Below are 18,047 nucleotides of genomic sequence, written 5' to 3'. Positions count from 1 at the left end.
GCCGTCATGCTGAGCATCATCACCGCGGCAGAGGCAGCCGGTTTGATCCGCGACGCGGACACGCTGATCGTCGGCGGCAATGGCGGCACCGGCGCTGCCGAAGCCATCCTCGATGCGCTGGAGCGACGTTTCATCAGTGGCCAGGGCCCGCACAATCTGACGCTGATCAACATCACCGGCGTGGGCGCCGTGACCGAGAAGGGCCTCTGCCATCTCGCCCATGAAGGCCTGATCGCGCGCGTTATCGGCGGCAACTTCGGGCTCCAGGTGCCGTTCATGCGCCTCGTACGCGACGAGCTGATCGACGCCTACAACTTCCCGCAAGGCGTAATGAGCCAGCTCTGCCGTGCCATGGCCGCGAAGCATCCGGGCGTGCTTACCCATGTCGGCCTCAACACCTACATGGACCCGCGCCAGGATGGCGGGCGCATGAACAAGCGCACCACCGCGCCGCTGGTCGACCTGCTCGAATTACACGGTCAGTCCTGGCTGCTCTATCGCGTCCCCGCTCCCCCCGACGTCGCCATCATCCGCGGCACCTCGGCCGATGAGGACGGCTATATCAGCATGGAGCACGAGGGAACGACGCGCGAGGATCTGTCGATCGCGCAGGCCGTGCACAATGCCGGCGGCACCGTGATCTGCCAGGTCAAGCGCATCGTGAAGCGCGGCTCGATCCATCCGCAGATGGTGAAGATTCCGGGCTTCCTGATCAACCACGTCGTGCTCGAGCCCGAGCAGATGCAGACCTATGGCACCGCCTATGATCCGGCGCGCTGCGGCGAGAGCCGCGTGCCGGTGGCGATGATCACGCCTGATCCGCTCACCGAACGTCGTGTGATCGCCCGCCGCGCCGCCTTCGAACTGCGCCCGCGCGACGTCGTCAATCTCGGCGTCGGCATCTCCGCGATGATCCCCAATGTCGCGGCCGAGGAAGGCATTTCCGACCTGATCACGCTGACGGTGGAGTCCGGCGTCATCGGCGGCGTGCCCGGGCACGCCCGCGAATTCGGCACCGCCATCAATCCGCGCGTCATTCTCGACCAGGCCTATCAGTTCGATTTCTATGACGGAGGCGGCCTCTCCTGCGCCTTCCTCTCCTTCGCCGAGGTGGACGAGACGGGCAATGTCAACGTCACGCGCTTCGGCGAGCGCCGCGACGGTTCGGGCGGCTTCATCGACATCACCCAGAATGCGCGGCGGCTGATCTTCAGCGGCACCATGACGGGCGGCAAGTTCGACATCGGCGTCGAGAACGGACGCCTCGCAATCCGGCGTGATGGCGCCTTTCGCAAATTCGTTCCGCAAGTCGCCCAAATCAGCTTCAGTGCAAGCCTCGCTGCCCAGCGCGGCCAGCACGTGAGCTACATCACCGAGCGCGCCGTGTTCGAGCTCGAGAACGGCAGCGTGACGCTGACCGAGATCGCGCCGGGCGTTCGGCTCGAGCAAGACATCCTTGCCCATATTGGTTTCCGGCCGCGCATCAGCCCGCACCTGAAAGACATGGACCCGCGTATCTTCCGCTCCGGGCCGATGGGGATCGCGCAGAGTTTCAAGGCGCTGCCAGCACGGCCGCGCAAAGTCGCCTGAGGAATTCAGATGGTCACGAGCGCTCTCATCAATCTCCGTTACGAGGACATTGCGCTCGGCGCGGAGTTCGAGACCGCCGTGCACACTGTGACGGAGGCCGATATCGCAGTCTTCGCCGATGTCACGCGTGACCATCATCCGCTTCACGTCGATGGCGCCTACGCGCGATCGCGCGGCTTTCCCGCGGTGATTGGCCATGGGCTGTTCGGCTTGTCGCTGATGGAGGGGCTGAAGTCCGAGCTGAAGCTGTACGAGGAGACGTCAGTCGCCTCGCTCGGCTGGGACGAGGTGAAGTTCAAGGGCCCCATCGTTGCCGGCGACACCTTGCGCGTCCGCTTCCGCTTCGACGAGAAGCGGCCGACCAAAAATCCAGAGCGCGGCATCGTCATCGAGACGGTTGACCTCATCAACCAGCGCGACGAGGTGGTGACCGCGGCACGCCACATCTCGCTGATCCTGACCCGGCAAGCCGACGTGACGGCGGCCACCTGACGCGACAACGAAGAAGACGTCGGACCGGAGAACGGCTCCTCTGCCACCCACGATTTGATCGGAGTATTCACATGCGATTTCCCAAGACCTTCTCCGCCCTCACCGTTCTGATCGGCCTGTCCCAGGCGGCCGGTGCGCAGACCTGCACGCCAAAGGTGCCGGCATCGAGCCTGATCGAGGCGCCGAAATGGCAGATGTCGATCAACCCGACGCTGCCGCCGCAGCAATTCGTCGACGACAAGGGCGAGTTGCAGGGTCTCAATGTCGAGCTCGCCAGGGAAATCGCCAAGCGCCTCTGCATCGAGGCTGTCTTCCTGCGCATGGACTTCCCGCCGATGATCCCGGCGCTACGCTCCGGGCGGTTCGATGCCATCAACACCGGCCTGTTTTGGACCGAGGAGCGCTCGAAGATGCTCTACCTCGTGCCTTATGCGCAGCAGGCGATCAGCATCTACACCGATCCCTCCTCAAGCCTGAAGCTCGAAAAGTTCGAGGATCTCGCCGGCCGCGTCGTCGGCGTGGAATCGGCGACCTACACCGAGCGCAAGGCGCGCGAGTTCAGCACCGCGATGGAGGCCAAGGGCCTCAAGCCGATCGAGCTGCGCACCTTCACCACCGTCACCGCCACCTCGGCGGCGCTGCGCGCCGGGCAGCTCGAGGCCGCGCTCAACATCAACGAGACCGCCGACTCGCTCGAGCAGAAGGGCATCGCAAAGATCTGGGTCCGCGACATCGCCGGCACCGACATCACCTTCGCCTTTCGCGACAAGCAGCTCGCGCAGGCCGTCGCCGATGCCCTCACTGCGATCCGCGCCGACGGCACCTATGACAAGCTGTTCGACAAGTTCGGCATGACCAAGCTGAAGGCCACGACGTTCGCCATTCGCGGCGACGGGCCGACGAATTGACAAGCTTGCACTGTCTCATGAGTGGCCGCGCACATACGACCGACCCGATCAACAACAGCCGTTGATGGGGGAACAGCATTCGCCCGCTATACTCATTGGTCGCGGGGAACGCGACCAACCCACACCCTATAGGAACGGTTTGACCTCGGATCGATCAGCACGACCATGCGATTACGTGGCGATTGAGTGACAATTTTCATCTTCGAGAACTGAGGTTGCTCGTCAGCACTCGCACAGTCTGCGGTCACCCCCGAAAGTTCTGGAGGAGAGCGTGAAGACGGAGTCACCCGGCGTCAGCAACAGGCCGCCGAACGCATCGGCGCGGGATGATGCGAAGAGATCATAGGCGCGAGTCTCGCGCGGCGACTGAGAGAATTCCGAAGTGCCGTACAGCTGCTGCAGCACGCCCACCGACCCGATGTCGATCTGGCTATGGCCACGCAGATTGGGTGACCACACCGTTGTAAATGCTGTTGGCATTGGTCGCAGCCGGATTGAGCGCTCCGCCGACACGCAGGTCGAGATCGCCGCCGCCAGTCGATGTCAGGCTGCCGTCTGCGCTGACCCGGCCGGCGCTGCCGACCGCGAGAACGATGCCCTGGGTACGCTGGTTGATCTGCTGATCGTTTTCGCTGGTGAGCGGCGAAAGAATGCCGGCATCGCCACCGACCTCGACGCGCAAATCGCCGCCACCGAGCGTGCCGAAGCCGGTGAAGCCTATCATCTTGTCGTGCCCAGCGTTCACATAGCTACCGAAATTGATCCACCAGGCCGTGGCCTGATCCTGCGATCCGCCCAGCATCGTGACGGTTCCCTGACGTCACAGCCAGTTGCCGACCGCCGCGCTGTTATAGCCCGAATCCGCCGAATTGGGGCGACCGCCGCCCGATACCGGGAGGGTCATGATATTGCCGATGAGGTCACCGCTGGCCTTGATGGTCAGGTTGCCGCCGCCGGTCGGATACCACGCCCGCGCCAGACTGTCGGCGCCGCCATCGACAAACTTCTCATAGGCGCCATCGGCATCGCCGAGGAACGTGTTTTGCAAATTGAGGACACGCGGCAGGTTATACGGATCGCTGCTACTGGTCGCCGTCGACGATGTACCGGCGGTGTAGACGCCGAACAGCGAGGACATATTGAGGCCGCGCGCCGACAGCAGATCGAGGTCGGCCGCCCCTGTGCGCACCACGCTGAAGCGCGTGCTGCCGGGCGTGGGCTCAAACGTATCCTTCGCCGTGTTCAAGCAATAGGCGGGGTTATCCGTGCAGAAGGCAGCGGCGGTAAGGACGGGGCTTAGAGCGTCTAAAAACGCGTCGGTAATCACCGCTCGGCCACAAAACATTCCCGGAACATTAACGTCATCACAATTTCCGATATCGGCGAACGATATTTCGAATTTTACAAGCGCCTCTCCCAACGCAAAACTCCGTCCGTGATGGGTGGCGAGTGAGAAGGCGTTGAGATGACTTCCGGTGGCTTGGAGTTGGGCGCGCGCGACGTCAGCGTCCAATTCGAAGGCTTGAAAGCGCTGTCAAACGTTACGCTCACCATTCCACGGGGACGCATCACCGGACTGATCGGCCCCAACGGCGCCGGGAAGACAACACTTATCAACGTGCTGACCGGATTCCAGCCCGTCAGTACCGGAACCGTCGAGCTGGAAGGCGAGGTGCTCAACGGCATCGCGGCACACAAGCTTCGACGCAAGGGCGTCGCGCGGACCTTCCAGTCAGGCCGACTTTTCCGCGACCTTCCCGTCGTGGACAATCTCGAGGTCACGGGCGTGGGGCTGGGTCAGGCGCGGCGCGAGGCGATCACGGAGGCCGAGCGCGTGATGACCTGGCTCGGGATATCGCACCTCGGCAGCACGATCGCAGGCGCCCTGCCCTACACCGACGAGCGCCGCGTGGCCATCGGCCGGGCCATCATGTGCAGACCGCGCTACCTGCTGCTGGACGAACCCGCCGCAGGCATGTCCGAGCATGAAAGCCACGATCTGGCCGATATTATCAGGCGGATCGCCGGTGAACTCGGCGTCGGCGTCCTGCTGATCGAGCACAATATCGGGCTCGTGCTCGAACTCTGCGAGCGCATCTTCGTTCTCGATTCCGGCGAGATTATCGAAGTCGGCGACCCCGCGCAGATCCGCGGCAGCGACGCGGTCCGGCACGCCTATATGGGCACGCAGCACGACGAAGTGGTTCCGGCGCTCGCGGCCGAGATGGACGCCGCATCATGACGCTGCTCGCCGTCGAGGACATCACCGTCAACTATGGACGCCTGACCGCCCTGCGCGGCGTCACGCTAAAAATTGCCGAGGGTGAGGTCCTGTTCGTGACAGGCCCCAACGGCGCGGGCAAGTCGACCCTGCTGAACGCGATCGCCGGTGTCGTGCCGCCTGGCTCGGGGTCCATCACGATCGACGGCGCGAAAATGACGGGCGCCTCGCCGGAGGACATCGCCCGGCGCGGATTCTCGCTGGTGCCGGAAGGACGCAACGTGTTCGGCGCACTGAGCATCGAGGAAAATCTGAAGGTCGGCACCGGCATGCGGGCCGACAGGCACAAGATCGCCGATGACCTGGAGTCCGTCTACGCCGAATTCCCGATGCTGGCCGATCGCCGTCACACTGCGGCCGGCATGCTCTCCGGCGGCCAGCAGCAGATGCTCGTCATCGGTCGTGCGTTGATGACGGCTCCGCGCATCATGGCCATCGACGAGCCGTCGCTCGGACTTGCACCCAAGATCATCGATCAGGTCTACGAAATCCTCGTGCGGCTGCGGGCTCAGCGCAAGCTGACGCTGCTGATCGTCGAGCAGAGCTCGACGCGGGCCATGATGACCGGCGGCCGCATGATCCTGATCCGCGGCGGGCGCATCATCCTCGAGGGTGCGGCAGCCGACATGATCAAGGACGATCGTCTGAAGCAGGCCTATTTCGGCTTCGGAGACCACTGAGAATGACGGCGGTCCTGCAAATCATCTTCGACGCACTGAGCCTCGGCAGTCTCTATGCCCTCGGTGCGCTCGGCATCGCACTGATCTTCGGAGTCATGCGGCTCGTCAACTTCGCCCATGGCGACTTCATAGCCTTCTGCGTCTTCGCGATGCTGTGGCCGTCGATCGATGCAACGGCGGTCGTGTTCGCCGGCTTGCTGCCGTTCTATCTCCTGATTCCGCTGTTGCTGATCATCGGGGCGCTGCTGTCGATCCTGTCGGAGATCATCGTATTCCGTCGTTTCCGCAACACCAATCCGGCAACGATGATGATCGCCTCCTTCGCCCTCGGCTTCGTCATCCGGCACCTGCTGCTGATGCTCTATTCGAGCCGGCCGAAATCAATCACGCTCTGGCCGAGTCTCGGCTTGCCCGTCGATTTTCTCGGCGCCCATATACCGATGCTTCAAGTCGTGACCATCGTGATCACGCTGGCCGCGCTTGCCGTCCTCGTGCTGTTCCTCAAGCGCACGCGCTATGGCCTCGAAATGCGCGCGGCTGCCGAAAACTTCACCATGGCGCGCATGCTCGGAGTCCGTGCCAACGGCGTCATCCTGCTGGCCTTTGCCATCAGCGGCATGCTGGCCGCGGCGATCGGATTGATTCTGGCCACCATCTCCGGCACCGCCGACATCAACATGGGCGCCAACGTCATGCTGATCGCCTTCATCGCCACCGTGATCGGCGGTCTCGGCAGCGTGCCCGGCGCTGTCGCCGGCGGCTTCATCATTGGAGCCGCCAGCGTCGTCTTCCAGGCAACATTGCCGCACGACGCGCGCGTCTTCCGCGATGCCTTCGTCTACGGCGCGGTGATCGTCGTCCTCCTGGTGCGGCCACAAGGCTTGTTCGCGCCGAAATCCGCCAAGCAGAGGGTCTGATCGATGCCAAAGCGGCCGTCTGTCATCCGGCAAACGATCCTGACACCGATCGTTCTGATCGTCGTACTGCTCGTCATGGCTGCCCTGACCTATCAATTCGGCAGCCGCGCATTCAACCGGACCGCCGTCGAGATGTTCATCAACATCATGGTGGTCGTCGGCCTCTACGTCTTTGTCGGCAATTCCGGCCTGCTGTCGTTCGGGCACATCAGCTTCATGTGCCTCGGTGCCTACATGACCGCCTGGCTCGCGATTCCGCCCGTGATGAAATCGATCACACTCAAGGGACTGCCCACCTGGCTGCTGCATACGCAACTGCCAATGTGGGTCGCCACACCCATCTCGGGTGCGTTCGCGGCCTTGTTCGCGCTCGTCGTCGGGCGCGTCATCATGCGCCTGTCGGGGATCGCCGCCTCGATCGCGACCTTCGGCCTGCTCGGGGTCGTCAACAACGTCTATTCGAACTGGGATTCGGTTACGGGCGGACAGGGTTCGATCGTCGGCATACCACCGACCATGAACGTGTGGGTCGGCTGGCTGGGCGCGGCGGTTGCCATCGTGATCGCCTATCTCTACGCGATCTCCCGCTCCGGGCTCGCGCTTCGCGCCACACGCGACGAGTCTGTCGCCGCCAGCGCCTCGGGAATCGATATTGTACGCGAACGACTGATCGCGTTCGTGGTCAGCGCCTTCATCATCGGCATCGCCGGCGCGCTCTACGCCCACTTCCTGAGTATCGTCAATCCGGGTGCCTTCTATCTGCGGACGACCTTCATCACCCTGTCGATGCTGGTCGTCGGCGGCATGTACAGCCTCAGCGGAGCGGTCACCGGCGTGGTCGCGATCTCGGTGCTGATCGAATTGTTCCGCAACCTCGAAAAGGGCGTCAGCCTCGGCGCGCTCAAGGTCGCACTGCCCAACGGGGTCCAGGAGATCGCGATCGGCATCATCACCATCGTCATCCTGATGTATCTGCCGACCGGACTCACCCGTAATCAGGAGTTCTCCTGGCGCGGCTGGCCGATGCTGCGGCGATGGTCACGCCCCGTGCGGACGGCAAAGGAACTGAACTGAACTTCCCTGCACAACTGGAGGAATGGTTATGCGTCTTGCGAGAATACTGGGCGTCCTGACTGGAGTATCCGCGCTCTGGTTCGCGCCAGTGAAAGCGGCCGACGAGATCGTCATTGGATTTGCGACCGCAGCATCAGGCTTCATGCAGGCCTATGACAAGCCGGCACAAGATGCGGCGATGATCCGCATCGACGAGATCAACAAGGCGGGCGGCTTGCTTGGCAAGAAGATCAAGGCCGTGTTCGCCGACACCAAGACTGATCAGGCTGAGGGCGCGAAGGCTGGCCTTGCGGTCCTCGACCAGGGCGCCGACCTCGTGGTCGTCTCCTGCGACTACGACTTTGGCGCGCCAGCGGCGCTTCAGGCACAAGCGGCCGGTAAGGTCTCGTTCTTCCTCTGCGCCGAATCGATCAAGGCCGGCATCCCGGGCGTCGGTCCTTACTCCTTCTCCGGCTCCGTTCTGGCGGCCGTGCAAGGCGCGACCATGGCGGAATGGGCATACAACAAGAAGAATGCCCGCACATTCTATCGGCTGCTCGACAGCTGGACCGTCTACAACAAGGGTATCTGCGACGGCTTCGACTGGATGATGCCGAAGCTGAAGGAAGCGAAGCTGGCCGGAAGCGACACGTTCAAGAATGACGACGCTTCGATCGCGTCCCAGATCACGCGCATCAAGAGCCTGCCGAAGGAGCCTGACGCCATCATGGTCTGCACGATGATGCCGGGCGCTGTCTCGGCCATCAAGCAGATCCGGGCCGCCGGCATCAAATCGATGATCCTCAACGGCTCGAGCATGGACGGCAGCTATTGGCTGAACGCCATCCCGGATCTGTCGAACTTCTACGTTCCGGTGCAGGGCTCAATCTACGGCGACGATCCCAATCCGAAAGTCAACGAGTTCAACAAGAAGTACAAGGACGTGACGGGCGGCGATCCGTCCAGCCAGTACGTCTATCCCGGCTACGTCCTGATCGAGGTCTGGGCCAAGGCGGTCGAACGCGCCAAGACCACCGACGCCCCGGCCGTCGTCGCCGAGCTGGAAAAGATGAACAACGAAGCCACCCTGTTCGGGCCGCGCACCTTCACGAAGGACATTCACCATCAGAATCAGGGCCGTTACCTGATCATCGACACCGAGGGCGGCAAGCCGAAGATGGTTGATCAGTGGACGATCTCGGAAAAGATCCCGGTCGATTATCTGGTGTCGAAGTAAATCGGCAGTGTGCCGCCCGCGGTGCCTGTCGCACCTACGGGCGGCCCTACCCCTTTGATCGAACGCAAGCCGTTGAGAGGAAGCAGGAGATGGTCATGATTAATTGCGACATGGGCGAGGCTTACGGTCTCTACAAAATGGGCGACGACAACGGGCTGATGCCTCACATCGATGTCGCCAACGTGGCCTGCGGCTTCCATGCATCCGACTTCAATCACATGCGCAAGACGGTGCAGCTCGCCAAGCAATTCGGCGTCAAGGTCGGCGCCCATCCATCACTGCCGGACTTGCAAGGCTTCGGAAGGCGGGAGATGAAGATCGACCGCGAAGAACTGACCAACTGCCTGCTTTATCAGATCGGCGCGCTCAAGGCATTCCTGGATGCCGAAGGCATGCCGCTCAATCACATCAAGCCGCATGGCGCCCTCTATGGCATGGCCGCGCGCAATGAGAACATCGCGGAGGCAGTCGCAGACGCCGCCGATGTCTACAAGGTACCGCTGCTCGGCATGAAGGGCACGCTGCATCAGATGGTCTATGAACGGCGTGGCCACACCTTCGTCGCCGAATACTACGCTGACCTCGACTACAACGCCGATGGCAGCCTCATCATCACGCGCGAGCACGAGGCCAAGGATCCGGCCGATGCGGCGACGCGTTGCACGCGAGCCGTGAATGAAGGCAAGACCCGGTCGGTGGCCGGGAACGACGTCCTGGTCGGCGCCGACTCCATCTGCATCCACTCCGACACGCCCAATGCCGTCGCGATCGCCCATGCCGTTCGCGAGGCCGTCCGCCCCTACCTCACCGCACGGTGAGGGCGGAAGGCGAAAAGAACATCCACCAGGAGGACCCCATGGCAACGCAGCAGATATTCTCGCCCCTACCCGGCATATTCTATCGCAAACCGGCACCCGACAAGCCAGACTACAAGTCCGACGGAGACAGCATCACGGAGAACGACACGATCGGGCTCATCGAGGTCATGAAGTCATTCAACGAGGTGAAGGCCGGCGCGACGGGCAAGATATTGCGCTTCCTGGCCGAGAACGAGGAAGCCGTGATGGCCGGCCAGCCGATTGCCGAGATCGACGTTTGAGACGGCTCGCGCGTCGATGACGATCCAGAAGCTCCTCATAGCCAATCGCGGCGAGATCGCCGTCCGCATCATTCGTGCGGCGCGCGAACTCGGCATTGCGACGGTCCAAGCTTACAGCAAGGCCGACAAGGACTCGCTTGCCGTCCGGCTCGCCGACGAGTCGATCGAGATCGGTCCGCCGCAGGCTTCGAAGTCATACCTCAACCAGGCGACGATCCTCGCCGCCGCCAAGGCGACCAGCGCCGACGCCATCCATCCCGGCTACGGCTTCCTGGCCGAGAACGCCGAGTTCGCGGCCGCTGTCGAGGCGGAGGGATTGATCTTTGTCGGCCCGACGGCGCAATCGATCCAGCTGATGGGTGACAAGGTCGCGGCCCGGAAGGCTGCGGCTGCGGCCGGCGTGCCGACAGTCCCCGGCAGCGCTGGGCGCCTGGAATCTGCCGAGGCCGCCTTCGCACTGGTCGAGAAGACCGGCTTTCCCGTGATGATCAAGGCCGCCGCTGGCGGTGGCGGACGCGGCATCCGCATCGCGCGTTCGGCCGAGGAATTCCATCATCTGATGCCCCAGGCGCAGGCGGAAGCGCTCGCTGCTTTCGGCGATGGCGGGCTCTATGTCGAGAAGCTAATCGAAGGCGCGCGGCACATCGAGGTGCAGATTCTCGGCGACGGACGCGACGTCATCCATTGTTTCGAACGCGAGTGCTCGCTGCAACGACGCCGTCAGAAGGTTTGGGAAGAAGCTCCCTCGCAGTCGCTGACGCCTGCCGTTCGCGACAAGCTGTGTTCGTCCGCCGTCGCGCTCGCCAAGGCCGTCGACTATCGTGGCGCCGGAACGCTCGAATATCTCTATGACGACCGCAGCCACGAATTTTACTTTCTCGAAATGAACACGCGCATCCAGGTCGAACATCCCGTGACGGAGATGGTCACCGGTATCGACCTCGTGGGCGAGATGATCCGGATTGCCGGCGGTGAGCCGCTTCGCATCCGCCAGGATCAGGTTCGCGTCCGCGGTCATTCGATCGAAGTCCGCATCAATGCCGAGGACCCGGCGAAAGGCTTTCTTCCGAACCCCGGCACAATCAGCGGACTCACCGTGCCTGCCGGTGACGGCGTGCGCTTCGACAGCATGCTCTATCAGGGCTACACGGTGCCGCCGTTCTACGACAGCCTGCTCGGCAAGCTGATCGTGCACGACGAGGACAGACCGCGTGCGATCCGGCGGCTCGAGCGGGCCCTTGCGGAGCTCAGCGTCGAAGGCCTGGCGACGACAAAGCCCCTGCATCAGGCGCTCGCACGTGATCCGGATGTCCTGGCCGGACGCTTTCATACAGCTTGGCTCGAGCCATGGCTGGAGAACCATGCAGCGTCGCTCGGCGCTGCAGCGCTGTCACCGACCACCAAGGTCGCATTATGACGGCGAGAGAACCCGCCCCGTCTGCAACAGGAGGCCGCTAGTCGTGCAAACCCGATTTTCCTACGGCGGCGATGAGCACATCTTCGCCGAAGTCGCTGAGTCCATGTCGCTGGAGGCTTTCTTCAAGGGCCTCTTCGTCACCAATGCGGTGCGCGACGCTAGGATCAAGGGCGTGACCGAGATCTGTCCGGCCAACGCATCCTATCAGGTCAAGTTCGATCCGGATCAGATCAAGCCCGATGACTTGCTCGCCGAGCTGAAGCAGCTCGATTCCGCATCCGAAACATCCGCACCGGTCATCAAGACGCGGATCATCGAAATCCCCGTGCTCTACAATGATCCCTGGACGCACGAGACCTTGATGCGTTTCCGCGAACGCCATCAGGATCCGAACGGCACCGATCTCGAATACGCGGCACGCATCAACGGACTCGACGGCGTCGATGCGTTCATCGAGGCGCATTCGAGCGCGCCCTGGTTCGTCTCGATGGTCGGCTTCGTCGCCGGCCTGCCGTTCCTCTATCAGATGGTGGAGCGCCAGCGGCAGATCCAGGCTCCGAAGTATCTGCGCCCACGCACGGACACGCCGAAGCTCACCGTCGGACACGGCGGATGCTTCAGCTGCATTTACTCGGTACGCGGCGCCGGCGGCTACCAGATGTTCGGCATCACGCCAATGCCGATCTACGATCCCAACCAGAAGATCAGCTACCTGCGCGACTTCATGTGCCTGTTCAAGCCGGGCGACATCGTGAAATGGAAACCGATCGACCGACCGGCCTACGACGCTGCGGTGGCCGACGTCGACGCGGGCCGTTTCGCGCCAATCATCCGCGATGTCTCGTTCTCGCTGACCGAGTTCAACAACGACATCGACGCCTACAATCGCAAGCTCGAGGGGGTTCTCCATGGCCATTAAAGTCTTGAAGCCCGGCCTTGCCACAACCGTGCAAGATCTGGGACGCCCCGGCTACTATCACATTGGCATCCCGCTCTCCGGCGGCATGGATCGTCACGCGCTTGTCGCTGCAAACCTGCTGGTCGGCAACGAGGAAGGCGCTGCGGTCCTCGAGGCCGTCTTCATGGGGCCCGAGCTCGAATTCACCGATGACGCCCTGGTCGCGATCACCGGAGCCGAGCTACCGCCGAAGCTCGATGGCGAACCACGCGAGACCTGGACGAGCTTCAAGGTGAAGCGCGGCCAAAGGCTCTCCTTCGATTTCCTCAGGCAGGGCGCACGCGGCTATATTGCAATCGCCGGTGGCATCGACGTGCCGCTTGTTCTGGGCTCGCGTTCCACCTATGCGCTGGGCGCACTTGGCGGCTTCAAAGGCCGGAAGCTCGAGGCGGGTGACGAACTTCCCATCGGCAAGTCCTATGCATCCGTCAAGGATGGCCGCACGGTCGCGAAAGATCTGCGAGGCCTGCCGGCAGCAATGCCAACCGAATTGCGCATGATGCCCGGGCTTTACTGGCACCGCATTACCGAGACGGCCGGCGTTGGGTTTTTCGACGACACCTGGAAGGTGGCACCGGAAGCTGACCGGATCGGCTATCGCTTCAAGGGCGGCAAGCCTCTCGCATTCGTGCCGCGCGAGCCGCCCTTCGGGGCGGGTTCCGATCCGTCGAACATCACCGATGCGTGCTATCCCTACGGCTCGATCCAGGTTCCCGGCGGCACTGAGCCGATCGTGCTGCATCGTGACGCGGTCTCAGGCGGCGGCTATTTCATGGTCGGCACGGTCATCGCAGCAGACATGGATTTGATCGGCCAGCTCCAGCCCAACACACAGGTGAAGTTCGTCAAGGTCGGGATGGATGAAGCCCTTGCGGCACGCAAGAGCCGGGCCGAATTGTTAGGCAGGCTTCGCAGCACTTTGGCGTAACCGCCTTTGCAACCCGGCGCCGAAGGTCGCGCGGTAGCTGGTTGCACCTGGGCTGCCAAGGGCCGAAGCGAAGGCGTCTGGTCGCTCGGACCGCGCGCCGTTCCACGCATTCTATTCCTCAGGTTGTTCATCCTCCCGTTAGGCACGAGAGTTGCACTGAAAAGCTTGCGCTCAAAAACAGCGCTCAACCACTGCTCGTGCGTTAGGCAAAACTAAAATATCGGATCGACCACGATGTCCGTTTCTCTGAAACAAATCCGCTATTTCGTCGCCGCAGCCGAAACTGGACGTATCAGCCAGGCAGCCATCGACCTGAATGTCTCGCAATCCGCGGTTACCGCCGCGATCCAGCAACTCGAGGCCACTGTCTGCGCCCGCCTGCTGGAACGTACGCCGACCGGGGTAACCGTCACCATGGAGGGTAGCCGGTTCCTGTCGCAGGGACGCCAGATCCTTGCTTCAGTCGCCGAAGCCGTGCGCGGGACGCACATATCCGCCGGCCCGCTATTCGGCACGGTTCGCATCGGCGTCACCTATACCGTATCCGGCTATTTCCTGCCGCGCCATCAAATGCGTTTCCAGGCAAGTTTTCCCGGGATCACGGTGGAGCTGTTCGAAGCGCCGCGGGACGTACTCGAACGTGCCGTCGTCGACGGTGCGCTCGATCTCGCGGTTATGCTGGTATCGAACCTGCACAACAACGCCATGCTTGCGAGCGAGACGTTGTTGCGGTCGCCGCGCCGGTTGTGGCTGGCTCCCGATCATCCGTTGACGCGCGCCGAGCGGGTCCATCTTGCTGAGATCGCGACCTACCCTTACGTCATGCTCACCGTCGACGAGGCCAAGCACACGTCGATGCGCTACTGGAACGCATTGTCGCTCGAACCGAAAACGATCTTCCGCACCTCCTCCGTCGAAGCCGTCCGATCCATGGTTGCGGGCGGAATGGGCATCACCATCCTGTCCGATCTCGTCTACCGGCCCTGGTCGCTCGAGGGACAGCGGATCGAGACCCGCGTCATCGAGAACGAAGTGCCCAGCATGGACGTTGGACTGGCCTGGCGCCGCGACACCCAGTTTTCCGAGGCCGCGAAGGCGTATCGCGACTTCATGCGCTTTGCCGTGGCGGGAGTCGGTCCGGCACGTCCCCCGGTCGGCAGCGACCACCGGCAACGATCGGACGAGGCCATCGAAATCTGAGATACCGTCGCCCGTTTAATTCGATTTGACGCCGTCGGCGTCGTCCTCGCCAAGCTTGGAAAAATCATGGCCGTCGGCGGCAGTGAAAGAGAAGGCCCGAACGGGCAATAGCAGGGACGGAGTGCGGCATGCAGGCCACCTACGCGACCAGCGATGTTCCCTCGCAAAATCGGCGGCATTTCTGGCAGGACATCGTCTCCAAGACCTACTTCCCGCTCGATCTCGTCTTTCCGGGCGGCCGCGACTTCCACGCGAGCCTGGGCGCCTGGTCCATGGGCCCCCTCTCGGTATCCCGCAATGTCTCGAATGGCCTGCTCTACAGGCGCCGCGAACGGCACCTCGTGAACGAGCGGGAAGAATGCTTTCTCATCACGGTCCCCGAGCTCGCCGAAATCCGTTTCGAGCAGGACGGCAAGGACGTGCGGTGCCAGCCGGGCGCTTTCGTGATCGAGCGAAGCCATTTGCCCTATGAATTCAGCCATCATGATCCGGCGGCGCTCTGGGTGCTCAAGGTTCCAAGCGCCGTCCTGCGGGCCCGGATATCCCGTCCCGAGCGCCTTGCGACGCTGCAGTTCGACGCCAGCCGCAGCGTGGGCGCGCTTTTCGTCGACACGCTGCGGCTTGCCGGCGAACGCATCGCCGACATGGACGACGCGGCCCGAGCCGTAATGGGCAAGCATCTCATCGATCTGCTCGCGATGGTGATCGAGGCCGACGACCGCGTGCTGGTGGGCCATTCCTCCTCCGTTCGCAACGGCCATCTCCATCGCTGCGAACAGTTCATTCGCACACACCTCGGCGACATGCGGCTCACGCCACAAACGGTCGCGGACGGCTGTGGCATCTCGCTCAGATATCTGCATCAGATCTTTGAGGGAGAAGGTGTCACCGTTTGCACCCATATCAGGAACCAACGGCTGTCGATGTCAGACGCCATGCTGCGTGATCCCGGCTGCCGCAAGAGCATCTCGGAAATCGCCTACCAATGGGGTTTTGGCGACCAGGCGCAGTTCAGCCGGAATTACCGCAGCCGGTTCGGCTGCACCCCGAGCGAAGCCCGCGCCGCTGCGCGCGGAGCCCATCCCCGATGACGCATCCCGGCGCCGCTACCTGACCGATTCCCAGGCATCCGGCGGTCGATCCCGACGGACCGATCGTTCGCGCTCTCTCGCACAAATCTTCCTGCGCTTAGCGTCAAGAAGTGATGCCGCCGATCTGCCTATGATCCGGCGGAGCATATTTGATGAGGCAGGCGCATGGTGCAGAACCTTCGTGTGGCCGTCGACGTCGGCGGAACCTTTACCGACATCTGCATCATGGACGAAGCAACCGGCCTCATCCGTATCGAGAAGACGGCGTCGACGCCCGATCCCATCGACGGGATCATGGGCGGCGTATCCAAGGCCGGCGTCGACCTCGCCGAAGTGGCACTGTTCTCCCACGGCACGACGGTTGCGACCAACGCCCTGATCACGCGCCGCCTGCCGCGCACCGCGGTGGTCACGACCAAGGGCTTTCGCGACGTCATCGAGATCCGGCGCGCCAACAAGGAAGACCTCTGGGATACCTACAAGGACGTCGTCAAGCCTTACGTTCCGCGGCGCGACCGCCTCACCGTGCCGGAGCGGGTCGACGCTGCCGGAACCGTGATCGAGCCGCTCGATGTCGAGGCAGCACGCAACGTCGCACGCATTCTCAAGCGCCGCGGCGTTGCGGCCATCGCGGTCTGTTTCATGAACGCCTATCTCAACGGGGCAAACGAGCGCGCCATGCGCGATATCCTCGTCGAGGAGATGCCCGATATCCCGGTCTCGGTCTCCTCGCAGGTGCTCCCCGAAATCTTCGAGCACGAACGATTCTCGACCACCGTCGCCAACGCCGTCGTGAGCCCGGTCGTAGTCAGTTACACGAGCCGGCTCGGCGATCGGCTCGCCGAAGAAGGCTACACCCGCGATCTCCTGCTGCTGCACACCGGAGGTGGCGTCATGACGCCGGCCAGCGTCAAGGACTTCGCCGCGCGTCTGGCTGGTTCCGGAATCGCCGCCGGTGCCATCGCCAGCCGCTACATCGCCGGGCTCTGCGGCTTTCCCAACTCGATCGGCCTCGACATGGGCGGCACGTCGACCGACGTCTCGCTGGCCTATGAAGGGCAGTCACGCATCACCAAGGACTGGTACATCGAGTTCGGCTATCCTATCCGCTTTGCGTCCATCGAGGTCCTCACCATCGGTGCCGGCGGCGGATCGCTGGCCTGGACCGACTCGGCCGGCTCGCTGCGTAACGGCCCGCAGTCGGCCGGCGCCTTTCCGGGTCCCGCCTGTTACAGCAACGGCAACACGCAGCCCACCAATACGGACGCCAACGTCACGCTGGGCCGGCTCGGCACGAATCTCGCCGGCGGCAAGGTGACGCTCGATCCCGCGCTGGCACGCCAAGCGGTCGAGGACGGCGTTGCAAAGCCGTTCGGTCTCGGCTTGCAGGAGGCTGCTGACGCAATCGTCAAGGTTGCCAACGCCAACATGTCGGACGCGGTCCGGCTGATCTCGATCAGCCGCGGCTACGATCCGCGCGACTTTGCCCTGGTGGCGTTCGGCGGCGCAGGTGCACTGCACGGCGTCGATGTCGCCCGCGAACTGGCGATCCCGGTCGTGATCGTGCCGCCCAATCCCGGCGTAACCTCGGCGCTCGGCTGTCTCTTGGTCGATATGCAGCACGATTTCTCCCAGAGCTGCATGGTCGGCGCCGATGAGGCCGATGCCGCCGACATCGAGGCGCAGTTCGCAGCGCTGGAAAAGGACGCACTCGCCCGGCTTAGCCACGAAGGCATCGCGTCACAGGATATCGTGCTGCAGCGATCGATCGACATGATGTATCGTGGCCAGTGGCGCTCGCTCGCGGTACACGCGCCCAGTCCGATCGGCGCGATCACCGACCTCGTCCAGAGTTTCCACGCCGAGCACAAGCGTGAATACAATTTCCGCCGCGACAGCGCCCCGGTCAGCTTCTTCCGTCTCAATCTGAAGGCCGTGGGCGTCGTCCCCAAGGCCGAGTTCGCCGTCCGCGAACCAACCGGTGTGATCCCTGAGCCGGTCGGACGCCGCAGGGTGTGGTTCGGCGGCAGCGGGTTGGACACGCCCGTCTACGAGCGCAACGACCTGCCGTGCGGCTTCTCCTTTCGAGGCCCCGCGATCGTCGAGCAGGTCGACGCGACGACCGTCGTGCCGCCGGGCGCGAGCGCCGAGGTCGACAAATATCTCAACATCATCATTCGCGTGAAGGAGTGAACC

Annotated in this window: 18 protein-coding genes; 16 read left to right on the top strand and 2 right to left on the bottom strand. The window is 63.2% G+C overall.

Features of this window, described 5'->3' with window-relative positions; translation table 11 throughout:
• The first annotated feature begins 6 nt into the window (after positions 1–6).
• The 3 genes from FJV43_RS31555 (at position 7) to FJV43_RS31545 (ending at position 2,990) form a co-directional block, all read left to right on the top strand.
• Complete coding sequence (locus FJV43_RS31555; protein WP_239622913.1) at positions 7–1,590, top strand: CoA-transferase; 1,584 nt, start codon at positions 7–9, stop codon at positions 1,588–1,590.
• A gap of 9 nt (positions 1,591–1,599) precedes the next feature.
• Entirely contained in the window at positions 1,600–2,082 is a 483-nt protein-coding gene (locus FJV43_RS31550) for a MaoC family dehydratase (protein ID WP_239622912.1), read from the top strand.
• A 71-nt stretch (positions 2,083–2,153) separates the two neighbouring features.
• On the top strand, positions 2,154–2,990 hold the full coding sequence (locus FJV43_RS31545; protein WP_239622911.1) for an ABC transporter substrate-binding protein: 837 nt from the start codon (positions 2,154–2,156) through the stop codon (positions 2,988–2,990).
• A gap of 430 nt (positions 2,991–3,420) precedes the next feature.
• Here FJV43_RS31545 and FJV43_RS31540 read toward each other — a convergent pair whose 3' ends face one another.
• Both FJV43_RS31540 and FJV43_RS31535 read right to left on the bottom strand, forming a co-directional pair.
• Positions 3,421–3,792, bottom strand: a complete 372-nt coding sequence (locus FJV43_RS31540) for a hypothetical protein (RefSeq protein WP_239622910.1) — start codon at positions 3,790–3,792, stop codon at positions 3,421–3,423.
• A gap of 18 nt (positions 3,793–3,810) precedes the next feature.
• The gene (locus FJV43_RS31535) at positions 3,811–4,410 is read right to left on the bottom strand and encodes a hypothetical protein (protein ID WP_239622909.1); all 600 of its coding nucleotides are present in this window, start codon (positions 4,408–4,410) and stop codon (positions 3,811–3,813) included.
• A gap of 45 nt (positions 4,411–4,455) precedes the next feature.
• Between FJV43_RS31535 and FJV43_RS31530 the strand changes: the two genes are divergently transcribed.
• The 13 genes from FJV43_RS31530 (at position 4,456) to FJV43_RS31470 (ending at position 18,044) form a co-directional block, all read left to right on the top strand.
• On the top strand, positions 4,456–5,232 hold the full coding sequence (locus FJV43_RS31530; RefSeq protein ID WP_239622908.1) for an ABC transporter ATP-binding protein: 777 nt from the start codon (positions 4,456–4,458) through the stop codon (positions 5,230–5,232).
• The gene (locus FJV43_RS31525) at positions 5,229–5,951 is read left to right on the top strand and encodes an ABC transporter ATP-binding protein (RefSeq protein ID WP_239622907.1); all 723 of its coding nucleotides are present in this window, start codon (positions 5,229–5,231) and stop codon (positions 5,949–5,951) included. Before FJV43_RS31530 ends, FJV43_RS31525 begins: the two co-directional genes overlap by 4 nt.
• Before the next feature lie 2 nt (positions 5,952–5,953).
• Complete coding sequence (locus FJV43_RS31520; RefSeq protein WP_239622906.1) at positions 5,954–6,868, top strand: branched-chain amino acid ABC transporter permease; 915 nt, start codon at positions 5,954–5,956, stop codon at positions 6,866–6,868.
• 3 nt (positions 6,869–6,871) lie between these two features.
• Entirely contained in the window at positions 6,872–7,942 is a 1,071-nt protein-coding gene (locus FJV43_RS31515; protein WP_239622905.1) for a branched-chain amino acid ABC transporter permease, read from the top strand.
• A gap of 28 nt (positions 7,943–7,970) precedes the next feature.
• On the top strand, positions 7,971–9,158 hold the full coding sequence (locus tag FJV43_RS31510; protein ID WP_239622904.1) for an ABC transporter substrate-binding protein: 1,188 nt from the start codon (positions 7,971–7,973) through the stop codon (positions 9,156–9,158).
• An 89-nt stretch (positions 9,159–9,247) separates the two neighbouring features.
• On the top strand, positions 9,248–9,976 hold the full coding sequence (locus tag FJV43_RS31505) for a LamB/YcsF family protein (protein WP_239629697.1): 729 nt from the start codon (positions 9,248–9,250) through the stop codon (positions 9,974–9,976).
• Positions 9,977–10,014: 38 nt separating this feature from the next.
• Positions 10,015–10,257 (top strand): acetyl-CoA carboxylase, encoded by a 243-nt coding sequence (locus tag FJV43_RS31500; RefSeq protein WP_239622903.1) that lies wholly within the window; start codon positions 10,015–10,017, stop codon positions 10,255–10,257.
• Between the two features lie 16 nt (positions 10,258–10,273).
• On the top strand, positions 10,274–11,674 hold the full coding sequence (locus tag FJV43_RS31495; protein WP_239622902.1) for an acetyl-CoA carboxylase biotin carboxylase subunit: 1,401 nt from the start codon (positions 10,274–10,276) through the stop codon (positions 11,672–11,674).
• 43 nt (positions 11,675–11,717) lie between these two features.
• Positions 11,718–12,593, top strand: coding sequence for an allophanate hydrolase subunit 1 (locus tag FJV43_RS31490; protein ID WP_239622901.1), 876 nt, complete (start codon positions 11,718–11,720; stop codon positions 12,591–12,593).
• Positions 12,583–13,560 (top strand): biotin-dependent carboxyltransferase family protein, encoded by a 978-nt coding sequence (locus tag FJV43_RS31485; RefSeq protein WP_239622900.1) that lies wholly within the window; start codon positions 12,583–12,585, stop codon positions 13,558–13,560. Before FJV43_RS31490 ends, FJV43_RS31485 begins: the two co-directional genes overlap by 11 nt.
• Positions 13,561–13,794: 234 nt before the next feature.
• Entirely contained in the window at positions 13,795–14,760 is a 966-nt protein-coding gene (locus FJV43_RS31480; RefSeq protein WP_239622899.1) for a LysR family transcriptional regulator, read from the top strand.
• Between the two features lie 128 nt (positions 14,761–14,888).
• Entirely contained in the window at positions 14,889–15,851 is a 963-nt protein-coding gene (locus tag FJV43_RS31475; protein ID WP_239622898.1) for a helix-turn-helix domain-containing protein, read from the top strand.
• A gap of 168 nt (positions 15,852–16,019) precedes the next feature.
• The gene (locus FJV43_RS31470; RefSeq protein WP_345946208.1) at positions 16,020–18,044 is read left to right on the top strand and encodes a hydantoinase/oxoprolinase family protein; all 2,025 of its coding nucleotides are present in this window, start codon (positions 16,020–16,022) and stop codon (positions 18,042–18,044) included.
• Positions 18,045–18,047 lie beyond the last annotated feature (3 nt).

The organism is Bradyrhizobium sp. I71 (assembly GCF_022354745.1).
In the GTDB taxonomy this organism is placed as follows: Bacteria; Pseudomonadota; Alphaproteobacteria; order Rhizobiales; family Xanthobacteraceae; genus Bradyrhizobium; species Bradyrhizobium liaoningense.
This window is presented reverse-complemented; position numbering and strand designations above follow the sequence as displayed.